The organism is Longimicrobium sp., assembly GCA_036389795.1.
Classification (GTDB): Bacteria; Gemmatimonadota; Gemmatimonadetes; order Longimicrobiales; family Longimicrobiaceae; genus Longimicrobium.
This window is the reverse complement of sequence record DASVWD010000105.1, coordinates 14335-28877: the sequence shown is the minus strand read 5'-3', so window position 1 is coordinate 28877 and position 14543 is coordinate 14335. Positions and strand designations below refer to the sequence as shown.

At 72.1% G+C, this 14543-nt stretch carries 10 protein-coding genes; 1 reads left to right on the top strand and 9 read right to left on the bottom strand.

The annotated features are described in order from the left end of the window. Positions 1-197: 197 nt before the first annotated feature. The 5 genes from VF746_14365 to VF746_14345 form a co-directional block, all read right to left on the bottom strand. Complete coding sequence (locus VF746_14365) at positions 198-1115, bottom strand: hypothetical protein (protein HEX8693603.1); 918 nt, start codon at positions 1113-1115, stop codon at positions 198-200. 29 nt (positions 1116-1144) lie between these two features. Beyond that, on the bottom strand, positions 1145-2485 hold the full coding sequence (locus VF746_14360) for a hypothetical protein (protein HEX8693602.1): 1341 nt from the start codon (positions 2483-2485) through the stop codon (positions 1145-1147). A gap of 89 nt (positions 2486-2574) precedes the next feature. Further along, entirely contained in the window at positions 2575-3348 is a 774-nt protein-coding gene (locus VF746_14355) for a hypothetical protein (GenBank protein ID HEX8693601.1), read from the bottom strand. A gap of 23 nt (positions 3349-3371) precedes the next feature. Further along, positions 3372-4379, bottom strand: a complete 1008-nt coding sequence (locus VF746_14350; protein ID HEX8693600.1) for a hypothetical protein — start codon at positions 4377-4379, stop codon at positions 3372-3374. A gap of 1611 nt (positions 4380-5990) precedes the next feature. Further along, positions 5991-6680, bottom strand: coding sequence for a hypothetical protein (locus VF746_14345; GenBank protein ID HEX8693599.1), 690 nt, complete (start codon positions 6678-6680; stop codon positions 5991-5993). Between the two features lie 307 nt (positions 6681-6987). Between VF746_14345 and VF746_14340 the strand changes: the two genes are divergently transcribed. Continuing rightward, positions 6988-8001 (top strand): hypothetical protein, encoded by a 1014-nt coding sequence (locus VF746_14340; GenBank protein HEX8693598.1) that lies wholly within the window; start codon positions 6988-6990, stop codon positions 7999-8001. Between the two features lie 154 nt (positions 8002-8155). On the opposite strand, the gene VF746_14335 is transcribed toward VF746_14340, so the two are convergent. From VF746_14335 to VF746_14320, 4 genes are all read right to left on the bottom strand, one after another. Further along, entirely contained in the window at positions 8156-9202 is a 1047-nt protein-coding gene (locus VF746_14335; protein ID HEX8693597.1) for a hypothetical protein, read from the bottom strand. A 642-nt stretch (positions 9203-9844) separates the two neighbouring features. Next, the gene (locus VF746_14330; GenBank protein ID HEX8693596.1) at positions 9845-10942 is read right to left on the bottom strand and encodes a porin; all 1098 of its coding nucleotides are present in this window, start codon (positions 10940-10942) and stop codon (positions 9845-9847) included. 338 nt (positions 10943-11280) lie between these two features. Further along, complete coding sequence (locus VF746_14325) at positions 11281-13110, bottom strand: ATP-binding protein (GenBank protein ID HEX8693595.1); 1830 nt, start codon at positions 13108-13110, stop codon at positions 11281-11283. Positions 13111-13593: 483 nt separating this feature from the next. Continuing rightward, the gene (locus tag VF746_14320) at positions 13594-14301 is read right to left on the bottom strand and encodes a response regulator transcription factor (GenBank protein ID HEX8693594.1); all 708 of its coding nucleotides are present in this window, start codon (positions 14299-14301) and stop codon (positions 13594-13596) included. Positions 14302-14543: the final 242 nt, after the last annotated feature.

Here is a 14543-nt window from a genome sequence, read left to right as displayed (position 1 = left end):
GTCGGCTCGACGGGTTCGCTACCCCGCTTCTTTCAGCGCTCCCCTCGCGGTCGGCGCCTTGCGGCTCGCTTCGGTCCCTACGACCAAGTTCCGGGAGGACTTTCACCTCCTGACCACTGTCCATGCTGGGCACACACGAAGGAGCGGGCGCGGCGGAGGTCGCCGCGCCCGCTCCCATCGTCTCCGGACGAGGGGGATCAGAAGCTCCGCGATTCCCCCGTTCCGCCTCCGCCGCCGCCGCGGCGGAGCCCCCGCAGGACGTCGACGGCCGTCTCGGCGAGCATCCGCTCGTCGTACCAGCTCTCCTCGTCCAGCTCGGCGCTCCCGTGGCCCATGCGGATGCCCAGCGCGGTGAACGAGGCGACGATCAGGCCCAGGCAGGCGCAGTAGAGGAAGAAGAGCATGCGGATGGTGCCGTTCACCGCGGAGCGCGGCACGAAGGGCGCCATGCCGTCGGGCCCGAAGCGCTGGTGCAGGAGCTCGATGTCGGCCTCGGTCAGGGCGTCCGTGCTCTGCGGGGGCACGCCGCCGTCGGGCCTTCCGACCGTCTGCGACAGCTTGAGCAGCTCCGGCGTGGCCCACGAGCCCACCCGGAAGGGGACGACGGTGCGCGCGTTGGTGCTGGAGTACGTGTAGTCCAGCACCGCGCGGTCGAGGGCGAAGTAGTACCCCACCACCAGGACGAGCCCCAGGCCGAGCCCCGCGGCGCCCAGCCGCAGCACGCGCGGGCGGGGGAGCTCGCGGATCCGCTTCCGCATCATCATCAGCAGCGCGATGACCGCGGCGCCCAGGAAGCTCGCGGCGAAGCGGAACAGGTCGGACTGCGGCGGCCACCACGCCTCGGTCCCGAACACGTTGAGGCCGGGCACCGCCACGGCCGCCGCGCTCAGCCCCAGGAAGAACATCTCGAGCGAGCGCGACGGGCGGCGCTTCCCGCCCCGCTTCCCGCGCGCCCGCCGCTCCGCCGGCGCGGCACCCGGCTCCGCGCGCTCCTCGGCGGGCGGCGCGGCCGTGCGCACCGGGTCCAGCGCGCCGGCCTCGCCGGGCCGCTCCTCCACCCGCCGCCGCTCCGCCCGCCCCGTCTCGATCTCCCGGTCCTGCTCGATCGATCTCATCCCGCGTACCTCGTATGGGGGTTCCAGCGTCAGCGCCGGCAGGTTTCCACCGTGTTCTGCGAGAGGTCCACGTCCTGGGGGACCTCCATGCCGCGCACCAGCTCCAGGGGGATGCGCCGCTCGCGGCCGCCGCGGCGCACCACCAGCACGTACGGCTGCGACGTGCCGGTGACGGTGACGGGCGTGTAGCCCTTGAAGTACTGGTTGAGCGGGTCGGGCCGCAGCGTGCAGTACACGTTCGGGTCGAGCGCCACGGCCGTGGTCGGCACCAGGTAGACCTCGGCCTCCACGCCGCCCGAGCGCACGTGCACGCGGGCCGCCGCGCCCGCGCCCATCCCGGGCGCGTCCACGTTGGTCGGCTCGGCCATCCGCGCGGGAGGCGCCTCGGGCGCCGCGCCGCCGCCGCCGAAGAAGCGGCGGACGCCCGCCACCAGCCGGCCGGTGAGCGCCGTCCCGCTCGCGCCGCCACCGGGCTGGGTCGCGGCCACCGTGTACCGCGCGCCCGTCGCGGACCCGCGGGTGAACTGCCCGTCTTCCAGGTCCTCGGCGGCGGGCCGGTAGACGTGGAGATCGGCCTCGGCGTACAGGCTCCAGGCGCCCAGCGGCACCAGGTCGACGCTGAGGCCCGTGGTGAGCTGCACCGAGCTCGTCCCGTCGCGCAGACACGCCCCCGCGCGCAGCGACTCGAAGTCGAGGACGCACTCGTCGTCGCCCGCCTGCACCGAGCCGCTGTCGCCCGCGAAGCTGGTGCTGAGGATGCCGACGCCCGCCGAGAGCGCGGCGCTCGACAGCACGGGCGAGCGGAGCGTGGCGAGCGGCCGCACCCGCAGCTCGAGCGCCGCCGAGAGGCTGTGCACGTCCAGCGATCCGCTGTCGGCCGCCGTCACCAGCGGGAGCGAGCCGCCGAAGTACGCCGCGCTCAGCCGCACGCCGAGCATGGGCGTGAACCAGTAGCCGGCGCTCGCGCCCACGGTGAGCCCGGTCCCCGGGCTATCCCCCGCGTAGAACTCCGACGTGCTCGCGGCGCCGACGTTCACTCCCACCTCGAAGCGAGGCAGCGGGAGCTGCGGCGGCTTCGCGCCCGCGGGGAGCCTCGCGGCCGGGACGCGCGGCCCGGGGAGCGGCGGGAGCGCGGCTTCGGCGGCCGACGGCAGGGCGGCGGGAGGCGGAGGCGCGCGCAGGGTGTCCGCCGCGGCGGCCGGGGCCGGCGTCTCGCGCGCGGCCGCCGTGTCGGGCGCCTGCGCGCCGGCCGCCCGCGGCAGCAGGAGCCAGGCGAGCGCGAGCGGCGCGGCGGCGAGGCGGCGGCAGCGGGCGGGGAGGTGCGCGGCGCGGGACCGCGGCGGGCGGGCGCCCGGGGGCCGGAGGAGCATGGGGTTGCGGTGGAGGGCCGGACGGCGGCGCGGACTCGGGCCCGCGCGGTTAGAGATCCGTTAAAGTGTGGGCGACCGCATCCAGTCCGTCAAGTCGGCGGGCGCCTGGTCCGCCGTCCGGCGCGGGAACGGGAGCGCCCCCCGGAGCGGCCCCGGCCGTCGACGGCGTCTGGACCTCTGGCTTCGGGACCGGGCTCCTCCGTCCCCGCGCCTTCCCCGGCGTTCCCGGCCTCCGCCCCGTCCTCACCGCCGTCCGCCAGGCTCCAGCCCAGCCGGATGCCGGCGGTCATGAAGGTGAGGATGAGCGAGGCCGAGGCGACGCAGTACAGCAGCAGCAGCGAGCGGACCGTCCGACTCACCTCGTCTTTGGGGATGAGGGATTTCATCCCCGTGTCGAACTTCTGGAACGCCGGCTCGAGGTGTTCCCGGGTGACATCGCGGGGAGTGCGCGGACGATCGCCCCCGGGCGGCTGGACGAACTGCACGGCCCTCAGCACCTCGTCCGTCGCCCACGAGCCCACCCCGAACGGGACGATCGCCTTGCGGGGCACGTTCTCGTAGGTGTAGTCCAGGACCGCCCGGTCGAGGGAGGAGGAGTACGCGTAGACGAGGGCCAGCGAGAGCACCAGCCCCAGCGCGCACGCGGGGCCCACCACCCTGCCCGGCGCCGCGGCGATGCGCCCGCGCGCGAGGAAGGCGATGAGCAGGACCCCCGCGCCGACCACGGTGGCCACCACCCGGAACAGCCTCTGCGCGCCGGGATCGGGCGGCCACCACGCTTCGGTGCCCAGGGCGGAGATCCCCGGGATCGCGACCACCGCGGCGCTGAGCGCCGCGAAGAACAACGGGATCGCCTTCAGCATGCGTCCGCTCGCATCCGCAAAGATCAGGGAGGGCAGTTCCGGAGCGGAGCCCGGGACATGTCCACGTTCTCGGTCCGCTCCCCGCGCGGAGCGAGCGGGAAGTACAGCCTCTCCTCCCGGTTGCCCTGGCGGACCACGACCCAGTACGGCTGCGGGTCGACCGTGGCCCTGACGGGGTTGCCCGCGGTGGTCCGGCCCCGGAAGTACGGACTCCTGTCCGCCCGCAGTTCGCACAGGAGCTTCCCGGTCGGGTCCGTCACCACGTCGACCTGGGGGACCAGGAAGACCTCCGCCCCCGGCGGCGTGGACCGGATGGTCACCACGCCCTGCTCGCCCGACGGGAGCGGCGGGGGCGGTGGTCGCGGCCTGAAGGTGGGCGGAGAGCGGTCGCCGAACGAGCGCCGGACGCCCACGGTCAGCCGGCCGGTGACGGCGGTGCCGGCCGCGCCGCCGCCGCGAGCGGCCGAGGGCGGCGCCGCGTCCGTCCGGGCGGCGCTCGCGTCCGCCGAGTCCGAGGGGATCTCTTCGGCGAGCGGGGAATAGGCGTGCAGCCCCGCTTCGGCGTACAGGCCCCAGCCGCCCAGCCGCACCAGGTCGGCGCCGAGGTCGGCGGTGAGCTGCACGGAGGTCTTCTCGTCGCGCAGGCAGGCTCCCGCGGACAGCGACCCGAAGTCACGGATGCACTCTTCCCCGCCGACCAGCATGGTGGTGTCGTCGCCCGAGGTGGTCGTTCGGACCACGCCTGCGCCGGCGGAGAGCGCTGCGCTCGACAGCACGGGGGACCGCAGGGAGGCGAGCGGGCGGACGCGCAGCTCGACCGCGGCGGAGACGCTGTGGAGGTCCAGCGTTCCACCCAGGAACCCGAGGGAGGGCGCGGCGGCGAGGGGGAGCTCGCCGGTGAAGTACGCCGCGCCGAGCCGCGCGCCAACTACACGCGTGAACCAGTAGCCCGCGCTCGCGCCCACGGTGAACCCGGTGCCCGGATTCCCGCCTTCGTAGAACTCCGACGTGCTCGCGATCCCGGCGCTCACCGACACGTCGAACGCGGGAACGCGGGCCGGGGGGACACCCGCGCCCGATTGGGCGAGCGCAACCGTGGAGAAAAAAGGCAGGCCGAGCAGGAGCACGGCCGCGGCGCGACCAACGCGGGGTGCGACGCCGTGCCGCGGCGGGACAGGACGACGGTAGCGCATGAAGGCAAGCCGAATGAAGGGGACCGCCGGGCTGCCATGAGCAGCCGTACGACCGTCGTGAAGTGTCGTCTCGCACCCCTTCCCCGTCAAGAATTTCGGTCGGGATACCCCCACGGAAGGCCCGCCTTCCGACCGCCGCTACAGGTCGTTCTGGCAGGAGAGGAACTCGAAGCGGCCCGCGAGCGCCAGCGTGGCGGCGAGGGCGAGGAGAAGCAAAACGAAGAGTCGGATCGGCATCGCGGTTCTCTCCGATGGACGGAAGGCGAGAGGCACCGCGTCGCTTCGGTCGCCGTCCCGCCGGCTGGTGCCCCGAATTTCGTCGGGGCTCGCATCGGATCGAACGCTGCGCCATCACCGCTCTGTCACGAGTCCGCGAGGGTGGGGTGACGGGAGAGTTGGAGAGAAGAGAGCGGAGCAAAGGTCCAAGGAGATTAGCCGACGAGAGTCCGCGGAGCTTTGATAGGACAGCTTCAACTGTCCGAAAGTCGAGGGGCTTAAGGGGATCGAGGCGTAGTATACGCAGTGCGTGACGAGCTGTATCGAAAAACTCACTTTTGCGATACGTGGACGACAGGCTCTTGATCGCCTGCAACGCTCTTGTGAGGAAGAGCAGTGTGCGGAATGCCGCGGGCTGGCTGCCGCCTACGAAAGGGGTTGAGGCGTCTTATGCGCGACCTTACCCGAGTGAGGGGAGAGAAATCAGACTGTGGAGGCATAAGCCGATGCACACCGTCGACTAAAATATTCTCGATCTCTTGGACTGGCCCCATTTCGGCAGCATGCAAATGAATGATGCGTTCCAGCGACTCCTCAGTGCGAATAGCTTCGCGTGTTGCATCTTCTGCATCCCACATCGTTATTTCCAAGAGCCGCACCCGCATAGATGCTAGCTCCGGCATGAAGGCGCGGGCCTCAGCTACCAAACGGCTAAGTTCGTCACGGAGTTCTTGATACTCAGGAGGACGGAGCAGTTTCCGGCAATCGAGCCGTCTGTGAGCAAGTTTCAGAGAATGCAACGTCTTTAATGCAGAGAGATGCCATTCTAACCAACGGTCAAAGCTCCGTTCTGCCTTGAAGCGACGCAATGCGAAGCGAGCGCCAGCCCAGGCGCCGAGTAAGGCCGCGGCAGCGGGAGCAAGAAAACTTAGGTAGGACGCCATAACAGGAGCCTGGAAACAGGAGAGGCGGTTAGCTGCTGGCCCGGTTGAAGTACAATGCGCGCGAGAAGCGACCGCCGCATGTGCTCGAGGTGCCTGCCAAGCGTGATCGGATCTATGGCAATAACTTTTACTCTGCCACAGCCCGACAATTCACTCAAAGCTCACGCGCGTGGGGCCGCTGCGCAATCCTCTCGGCTCATTGCTATGTGGAGCGGAGGCCGACGAGGTCCTTGGCGGCCGCGAGCGGGCTCAACTCGGCGAGTAGATGGCGTGTGGGGCGTGATCGCCGTCACGCCGCGCTCGCGTTCGCCGCTTCCACGGCGGCGCGGTTGAGCAGGGAGTAGAGCCGGTCCGAGAGCGACTCGTAGCGGGCCTGCGCCGCTCCGTCGAAGCCCAGGTCGTTCCACGAGCCCATCCCGCCGAACACCCACCCCGCCTGCGCCGCACCCAGGATGCGCTCCGCGTCCAGCGGCAGCACCCCCGCCGGGGCGAGGTCCGCGTGGTAGCCGAACGAGCGCGGCTCGTCGGAGCGGAGACAGTCGACCGCACGGTCGAAGGCGCCGGCGAAGCCGTCGAGGCCCTGCTCCCGGGCGAAGGCGCCGATCTCGCCGAACACGTCCGCGAGCTCGCGGACCAGGCCCGCCAGGTCGGCCGCCTCTGGCTGGCGGCCGTCCGCTCTCCCGACCTCGCCGTACGTCACGTTCCAGATGCGCCGCTCGGGGTCGTCCCGGTTCCCCACCTGCCACCGCGCCTCCCACAGCCCGGCCTCCGCTCCACGCTGCGCGCCGATCCGCCAGTGGCCGCCGCCCCCGACGAAGGCGACCGACATGCGGTCGCCGATCCGGGCGTCGCCGAGCGACCCGTACCGCACCGAGAGCCGCTCGACGCCCGCGGCCGCGAGCCTGGCGAACCACTCGTCCGGCGTGGTCGCGAAAGGCCGCTCCCGCACGCCGCCGAACAGCGGTCGCTCCAGTCTCACGAACGCCACCTGCCTGCAGAACTGGCACGTGGAGTTGCCGGGGAAGAAGGCCGGGACGGGAATGCCACGAAGACGAGCGTTCCCGTGGATCGCGAGGGCGAGCGTCTGGGCGATCGGACCCTGCATCTCATCCGCTGATGAAAAGGGGAAGTTGTCTCACCGCGTCGGCGCGAGCGCTCCAGCTTACGCCTGCGGCGGCCGGCGAGCCAGGACCATGTCCGGTCCGCATCGATCGAGACGTTTCCAGCGTGTGCACGCCCGGCGCCCACCGCCGGGAGCCCGATCACCCTGCGGACGGGGAGCGCCGATGACGGGAAGACTGGTTCGCGCCGTGGTCCTGGCCTGCGTCACCGCCGCGCTCGCCGCGCTCGCCGCCGCGCCGACGGCGTCGCAGACGACGTTGGTCGTGCCTGGCACGATCCCGCCGGACACGGCGTGGGCCCGCTTCTACTTCCCCGAGTTCGATGCGGCGGCGCAGGCTGCGGGGCTCGCGCCCCTGCGCTCGGCGCCGCTCCCCGCGGGCGAGCGCGAGGTGCGGCTGTGGACGGGAGGCGCGCTGGGCTACCCCCGCCAGCTCTACCGCATCCGAACGCGCGGCGGCCGGGTGGTGGAAGGGGAGCGGATCGACTACTGGCGGATGGACCAGGACCAGGTGAAGCCGGACTCCACCCGCTACGAGGCGCTGATCCGCTACAACGTGGCGGGGCGGTGCGGCCCGGTGGCGACGGGAGACGGAATGGAGGCGTGCCGGGTCCTCTTCACGCGGGTCCCGGACTGGGCGGGCGTGCTGGCGCGGGCGGACTCGGCCGGGCTGTGGACGCTCCCCGACGAGAGCGAGCTCCCCGAGCGCTACCTGTACCTCGACGGCTGGAGCATGACGGTGGAGTTGCGCGACGGGGCCGTGTACCGCACGTACCACTACTCCAACCCGCGCGAGGGCCGGCCCCGCCCGGAGTACGGGCAGGCCGCGCGCGTCGTGCGGGCGTTCCGCGAAGCGGACGCGCTGGCGCGCACGCCCGACGCGCTGCGCGTCTACCGCGGGCTCTTCGCCTCGGGGCCCAGCCTCAGCGAGTTCCGCCCCTGCGGCGAGGACGTGACCTGGGGGATGCAGGGCTACCTGCGCGGCGTCCCGACCGCCCAGACCAACCGGCCGCGCGCGGACACCGCCGCGGTGGGCGTGAGACGCGTGTACGTGGAGGTGCGCGGCACGCTCACGCCCGCGTGGCTGGCGCGGCAATGGCGCTCGGAGTACCCGCGGGTGCTCCAGGTGCAGGAGGTGATCTCCTGGCGCGAGTGGGACCCCGCCCTCTGCCGGAGCTGAGCGAACCGGCCGCGAAGACGAGCGCGCCGGAGCGGACCCGAACGGGCCCGCCCCGGCGCACGTCGTACTCCGTACCTCGTACCCCGTACTTCCGTACTTCAGAACGCGAGCCGGAACCGCGCCTCGCAGCCATCCCGCCACACCAGGCGCGAGGTCACTGGGGGCAGATCGACCGGTTGCAGGTGGGCTCCCCGCTCGACACGTGCTTGCTGCCGTACGCGGTCTGTCCCGCGGAGGTGACGGTCACGCGAATGCTGAAGTCGCCCCAGAGCGGGTTGGAGTAGAGCGACTGGGTCTTCCCGGTGCCGAGCATCTGGGTAGTCCCGTCGCTGTACCAGTACACGCTCCACTGGTAGGTGTACGTGCCGTCGCCGTTGGCGGGCATCGCCTCCCAGGTGCGGGTCCCCGTCACGTCCGCGAGCGACGGCCCCGAGACGGAGACGGTGAGCGCCGGCGTCACCTCCAGGTGATAGTAGGCGACGAACCAGTTCGCGTCGACGTAGGTGTAGATGCCGGGGTTGCTGTAGAAGGGGTACACCTTGCAGCCGCCCGTGTAGATGGACCACACCCCCGGCGACTTGACGTAGCTCTCCCACCAGGAGCAGCCGGAATAGTGCAGGTTCGACGCCTGCCACCCGGCGAAGGTGACGGTCATCCGCGCGCCGCCCACCACGCTGCTCCCCTCGTAGAAGTCCGCCCAGGCGTAGGTCTGGGTATTGTAGTACTTGCTGTACGAGTAGTCCCCCGTGGCGGTCTTGTCCGAGTACCAGGTGTCGGAGCTGCCGATCACCGCGATGCGGTTCGGGTAGGGGGCCGGGGCCACGTACAGGCTGGGGCCTCCCGCGCCGCCCCCGACCGGCCGCAGGGCGCCGCTCACCCGCTCGCCGCGCGTCCACCCGCCGCCGGCGCGCCGGTAGCGGTAGACCTCGCTGGCCGAGCCGTTGTCGAAGAGCACCAGGCGGCTGCCGGCCGTCCTCCCCTCCTGGAGGACGCCGACCAGGAGCTGCCTGCTCGCGTCGATGGGCGACTCCCTGCGCGCGGCGTCCAGGAGCGCGCGGGTCTCCGGGTCCATCGCGCGCGACGCCGCGGGGCCGCGGGCTTCGCCGGCCGGCGCGGCGGGAGCCTGGCGCGCTTCCGGCAGCGTGCCGTCGCTGCACGCGGCGAGGGCGAGCGCGGCCGCCAGCATGGTGAGTCGCCTCATGGAGTCCTCCTGGTGGGAAGCTGCGGAGGAGACGCGCGGGGGCGGAGCCCGAGCGGGACCCGGAGCCGACGCGTCATTGGTAGTTCACGACATATAATGTGATGAGCTTCGGGCAGCAACGATTTTCTTCCGATCCACAATCATGCGGCCGACAACGCGGGAAGTACAGGCAGGACCGATCTTCGTGGGATTCCGATCACGCCACGGCGCGTCCCCGTATCGGACGACGGACCAGGGCCCCTCACGCCGGCGCTGGCGTGAGGGGCCCTGTTCCGGACGTCTTCCTGCACCGGGACGTGGCGGAATCTCAGGCCAGGCGCGAGCCGTCGTCGGGGAGGACGAACTTGCCGGTGGAGCTGAGACTGCCCACGAAGGGCGCGGTTTGCAGCGTGAGCTCGGTCAGTCGGGGCAACAGGACGAGCGCAGGCCGGGACCACGGCCGCCGGGCGGGAGCCTCGCCGGACGCTGAGCCTCGCAGGGTCTCCGTCTCCTTCACAGCAGTACCTCCGCGCTGGGGAAACAAAAGGGGTCGCGACACCTATAGCGCATCCGCAAACGGATTGCAACAGGTTGGACGAAGACGGGGCGGACCCGGAGACCGGGCCCGCCCCGCCGTACTCCGTACTCTCGTACTTTCGTACTTCAGAACGCGAGCTGGAACTGCGCCCTGAAGCCGTTCTCGCTGCGGCCGGAGAGCGGGTTCCAGAAGTCCCAGTTGAACATCACGCGGTTCAGCCCGCCGAGGTAGACGTTGATCCCCGGCGTCAGCAGCGTGCCGCCGCCCTCCACGGCGGCCTCGTCGTCCACGTCGGGATCGCCGTAGCTGATGCGGAAGACGGGCTCGACGGCGCTGATCTTCGTCCCCACCGAGTCGGTGCGGTACGCCAGCCACGCCTGCGCGCCGAAGAAGCGCGCGTCGGCGTGCGGGTCGAAGTCGCCGAACGCGGCCTCGGCCACCAGGTGCGGCCCCGGGCGCTCGTACGCGCCGAGCTCCACGTCCACCTCCCAGGCGCTGCCGCGCTCGGTCCGCTCCAGCCCCCCGGGGAGGGCCAGGCTGTCGGCGAGCACGAAGTCGCGGCTGCTCCAGGCGGCGCCCACGCGCAGCCGCTCGAGCGGGTGGATCGCCAGGCGCGCGCCGAGCTGGTAGGTGCTCTCACTCCCCGTTTCCCCCCGCGCGGGGCCGTTGAACCAGCCCGCCTGGTAGCTGAGGCCGAGCGGCGCGCCGCGGGGCGAGCCCAGCACCTGCAGGCCCACGTCGCGGTCGGCGTAGCCGAGCCCGCTCACCAGGTTGTACTCGTCCCACGCGTCGTCCAGGCCGCGGATGCGCACGCCGCGCTCGATGGGGAGGATGCGGTTGGAGCTGGTGAGATGGATGGGGCTGAACGGGCGGTTCGCCTGCCCGGCGAGGATCTCGAAGGCGGGGTCGAAGGCGAGGCGCAGGTAGGCGTCCTTCATCACCACCCGGTTCCCCGGCGCGAAGTCGGGCTGGATCCTGCCGCTCACCACGTCGTTGACCCTGACCGTGACTTCCAGCCGCAGGCGGCGCAGCTCCATCAGCGTGGCCGGCTCGTCGTCGACGCTGGTGGTGTTGAACTGCGTGTGCACGCGGCCGTTGAGGGTGATCTCGGCCGCGCCGCTCTTCAGCACCACGCCCGTGGGCGTCTGCTGGGCGGCCAGGCGTGTGGCGGAGGCGAGCAGGGCGAACGTAACGGCGATTGCACCGCGATGTCGCACGGGCATGCGGGCGGTTTCCCTTGCGGATGTTTCGGAATTGCCGCGGGAGGACCCGGGGCGGATCGCCATGAGGCTAGCGGGCGACGACCATCGGGCAATCACGGCCCGGTAACGGGACAGTAAAACGATCGCGCGTCCGTTCCGCAATCTTTCGCCGGGCATCCAGGTGACGAGGAGTCTCGCAGGGAGCCGGCGCCGGACCGGAGAAGTTCGTAGGGGCGGGCATGCGAGTCCGAGCATGGGCGGCGTCGGCGCAAAGGGCGGTCTGCCGAACACGAGCCGGCATCCGCCGGTCGAGGCATGCCTCGCCCCTACGAATCACCCCGATCGGATCGCGATGAAAGTCAGCCCGGCTCCGCGCCGGCTTCGGCGGGCTCGCCAGCGTGCGGCTCGGGCGGCAGGTCGGGCTCGTCGGGGGCGGGGAGGGTGAAGCGGATGACGGTGCCCTGGCCCAGCCGGCTCTCGGCCCGGACGGTGCCGCCGTGGCCCTCCACCATGTGCTTGACGATGGCGAGCCCCAGCCCCGTGCCGCCCTCCTCGCGCGAGCGGGCCGCGTCCACCCGGTAGAAGCGCTCGAAGATGCGCGGCAGGTGCGCCGAGGGGATCCCCGCGCCGGTGTCGCGCACCGAGACCTGCACCCACGCCCCCGCCCCGCCGTCCGCCGCGCCCTTCCCTCCGTGCGCGTCGTCCACGCACTCGGCGCCCACCTCGATGCCGCCGCCCTCGGGGACGTAGCGCAGCGAGTTGCTGTAGAGGTTGCTGAAGACCTGGCGCAGCGCGGCCGGGTCGGCGTGGACGAACTCCGCCTCGGGGGGGACGGCGGCCGCGAAGCGCACGCCCTTCTGCCCGGCGCGGTCGCGGAAGCCCGACCAGGCGTCGCGGGCGATCTCGGCCACCGAGACGATCTCGGGCTCCACCCGCCACCCGCCCGACTCCAGCCGCGACAGGTCCAGCAGGTCGTCGACGATGCGCTGCAGGCGGTCGGCGTTGGTCTTCACCGTGTCGGCGAACTGGCGGCGCAGCTCGGGGGGCAGCTCGGGGTCCAGCAGCGTCTCGCTGAAGCCGCGGATGGCGGTGAGCGGCGTCTTCAGCTCGTGGCTGGCGTTGGCCACGAAGTCGCGCCGCACGTCCTCCAGCCGCCGCAGCTGCGACACGTCGAGGAACACCAGCACCGCGCCCCCGCCGGGGAGCGGCTGGGCGGTGGCCAGCAGGTGGCGGCCGTCCAGCGCCAGCTCGGCGGGGTGCACGGCCTGTCCCGCCAGCGCGTGCCCCACCACCTCCAGGAACCCGGGGCGGCGCGCCACCGCCTCGGGCGTCATCCCGCGCGGGTCGCCGGCGAGCGAGAACATGCGCCGGGCGGCGGGGTTGGCGCGCCGTACCCGCCCCTGCGCGTCGACGGCGATGACGCCCTCGGCCATGCTGTCGATGAGCGCCTGCATCTCGGCGCGCTCGCCCTCCAGCTGCCCCAGCCGCCGCTGCAGCTCGCCGGCCAGGGTGTCGAGCGCGTCGGCCATCTCGCCCAGCTCGTCCCGGTGCCGCGTCCGCGCCCGGCGCGAGAGGTCGCCCGCCGCCATGGCGCGCGCCACCGCCGCGATCTGCCGCACGGGGTGCGTGACCAGCCGGGAAAAGCCGAAGGAGAGGACGCCGGTGAGCACGAGCGCCACCACGCCCACGCCGAAGATCCCCCGCTGCACGCGGGCGACGGCGCGGTTGACCTCGCGCAGGGGGACGGAGACGCGGATCACCGGGCCGGTGGAGGCGGGCACCGCCAGGTACAGGTACTCGGCGCCGATCGAGGTGCTGACGCGCACGTCGCGCCCCAGGTGCCCCTGGAACGCCTCGCGCACCTCGGGGCGGCCGCCGTGGTTCTCCATGGCGGCGAGCGCCCGCCCGTCGCGCTCCGAGTCGCCCAGCACGCGCCCGCCCGGGGCGATGATGGTGACGCGCCGGCCGCTCACCCGCCCCAGCCAGTCGGCCATGGAGTCGGGCTCGAGCGCGGGGTTCTGCTCCTCGATGGTGCGCGCCAGGAGGAGCTCGCGGCGCATGTCGTCGGCCACCATCCCGGCGAGGTGGCGCCGGAGCATGGAGCCCACCCCCAGCGTGAGCGCCACCACCACCGCCGCGATCACCGCGAGGTAGCTGAGGAAGAGCTTCTGGTCGGCGCGAAGGTGCACGGGACGGATGAGTGCGAAGTGCGAAGTGCGAGGTGCGAAGTGCGAAAACGCCCGGTACGAGGTACGGAGTACGACGTACGTTCTCCCTTCGAATGTCATTCCGAGGGAGGCCCGCATCGAACCCGCGTCCGCCACCGAAGTCCGGGGCCGACCGAGGAATCTACTCACCCCGCCGCGAGCCGCCCGTCCGCGCGGATCTCCTCCCCGCAGCCTGCGCAGGCAGGCTTCCCGTCGTTCCAGCCGCGGGTTCACCCGCATTGGGCCACCCGCGCGGATCGCCGCCCCGGATCGTGCTCAGCGGGCTTTCGCGGCGAGAGCGACCCACCAGCGGGGGCGGAGTAGATCCCTCGGGTCGCCACCGCGCCCCTCGGGATGACATCTCCAGGTGTTACCCCACATCTCCAGGAATGCACGGAAGCCGGTGAGAATCCCCGATCCCCACCGGCCTCGTCGCACTTCGCACCTCGCACTTCGCACTTCGCACTATCCCCTCGGCGGCTCCGTGCGAAACCGGTACCCGAACCCCCGCACCGTCTCGATCCACTCCGCGAAGTCGCCCAGCTTGTTGCGCAGCCGCTGCACGTGCATGTCCACCGTGCGCGTGGCGATGTTGGCCGTCACCTCCCACACCGCCTCCAGCAGCTGCCGCCGGCTCTGCACCCGGCCGCGCCGCTCCATCAGCGTCAGCAGCAGCCGGTACTCCGTCGGCGTCAGGTCCAGCGCCCGCCCGTCCACCTCGGCGCGCGCGGCGCCGGAGTCGACCGTGAAGGGGCCCACGCGCACCACCTTGCCCCCCTTCCCCGGCGGCGGCGCCTGCTGTACCCGCCGCAGCACCGCCCCCACGCGCAGGATCAGCTCCTGCGGGCTGAACGGCTTGGCCACGTAGTCGTCGGCCCCCAGCCTGAGGCCCGTGATGCGGTCCTGCTCCTCGCGCCGCGCGGTGAGCAGGATCACCGGGATCTCCTGCGTCTCGGGGCGGCGGCGCAGCTCCTCCAGCACCTGCAGGCCGCTCATCCCGGGGAGCATCAGGTCCAGCACGACCAGGTCGGGGCGCTCCAGTTCCACCGCGCGGATCGCCTCGGGGCCGCTGGACGCGGTCCGCACCCGGTACGACTCGCGCGCCAAGTGGTAGGCCACGAGCGCCGAGATGTCGGGCTCGTCGTCGACCACCAGGATGTGGGTCTCGCTCATCCTGGGAGATCCGGTGCGCCGGGGAGCGGGATCGGCCCCGATCGGCCCGCTGAAGGCGCCGGGAATCTGCTGCTGCGCGAAAGCGCTCGGCAAGGCTCACCTCTCTCGGAACGGACGGCCGGACGATCTCACCGCCTGATAGTACCCGGGTCCTGTAACGGCGCTGTCACGATCCTGGAATGCGGGGGTGACGAACGACTCCAACGCTCGCGGCACGCGCCGTGTAGTGGTACCGCTCCGGT

What these genes read in the sequence shown, in the direction of transcription:
- VF746_14340 (HEX8693598.1), top strand. Translation starts at nt 6,988, where the DNA reads ATGACGGGAAGACTGGTTCGCGCCGTGGTCCTGGCCTGCGTCACCGCC.
- VF746_14320 (HEX8693594.1), bottom strand. Translation starts at nt 14,301, where the DNA reads ATGAGCGAGACCCACATCCTGGTGGTCGACGACGAGCCCGACATCTCG.
- VF746_14335 (HEX8693597.1), bottom strand. Translation starts at nt 9,202, where the DNA reads ATGAGGCGACTCACCATGCTGGCGGCCGCGCTCGCCCTCGCCGCGTGC.
- VF746_14360 (HEX8693602.1), bottom strand. Translation starts at nt 2,485, where the DNA reads ATGCTCCTCCGGCCCCCGGGCGCCCGCCCGCCGCGGTCCCGCGCCGCG.
- VF746_14330 (HEX8693596.1), bottom strand. Translation starts at nt 10,942, where the DNA reads ATGCCCGTGCGACATCGCGGTGCAATCGCCGTTACGTTCGCCCTGCTC.
- VF746_14355 (HEX8693601.1), bottom strand. Translation starts at nt 3,348, where the DNA reads ATGCTGAAGGCGATCCCGTTGTTCTTCGCGGCGCTCAGCGCCGCGGTG.
- VF746_14365 (HEX8693603.1), bottom strand. Translation starts at nt 1,115, where the DNA reads ATGAGATCGATCGAGCAGGACCGGGAGATCGAGACGGGGCGGGCGGAG.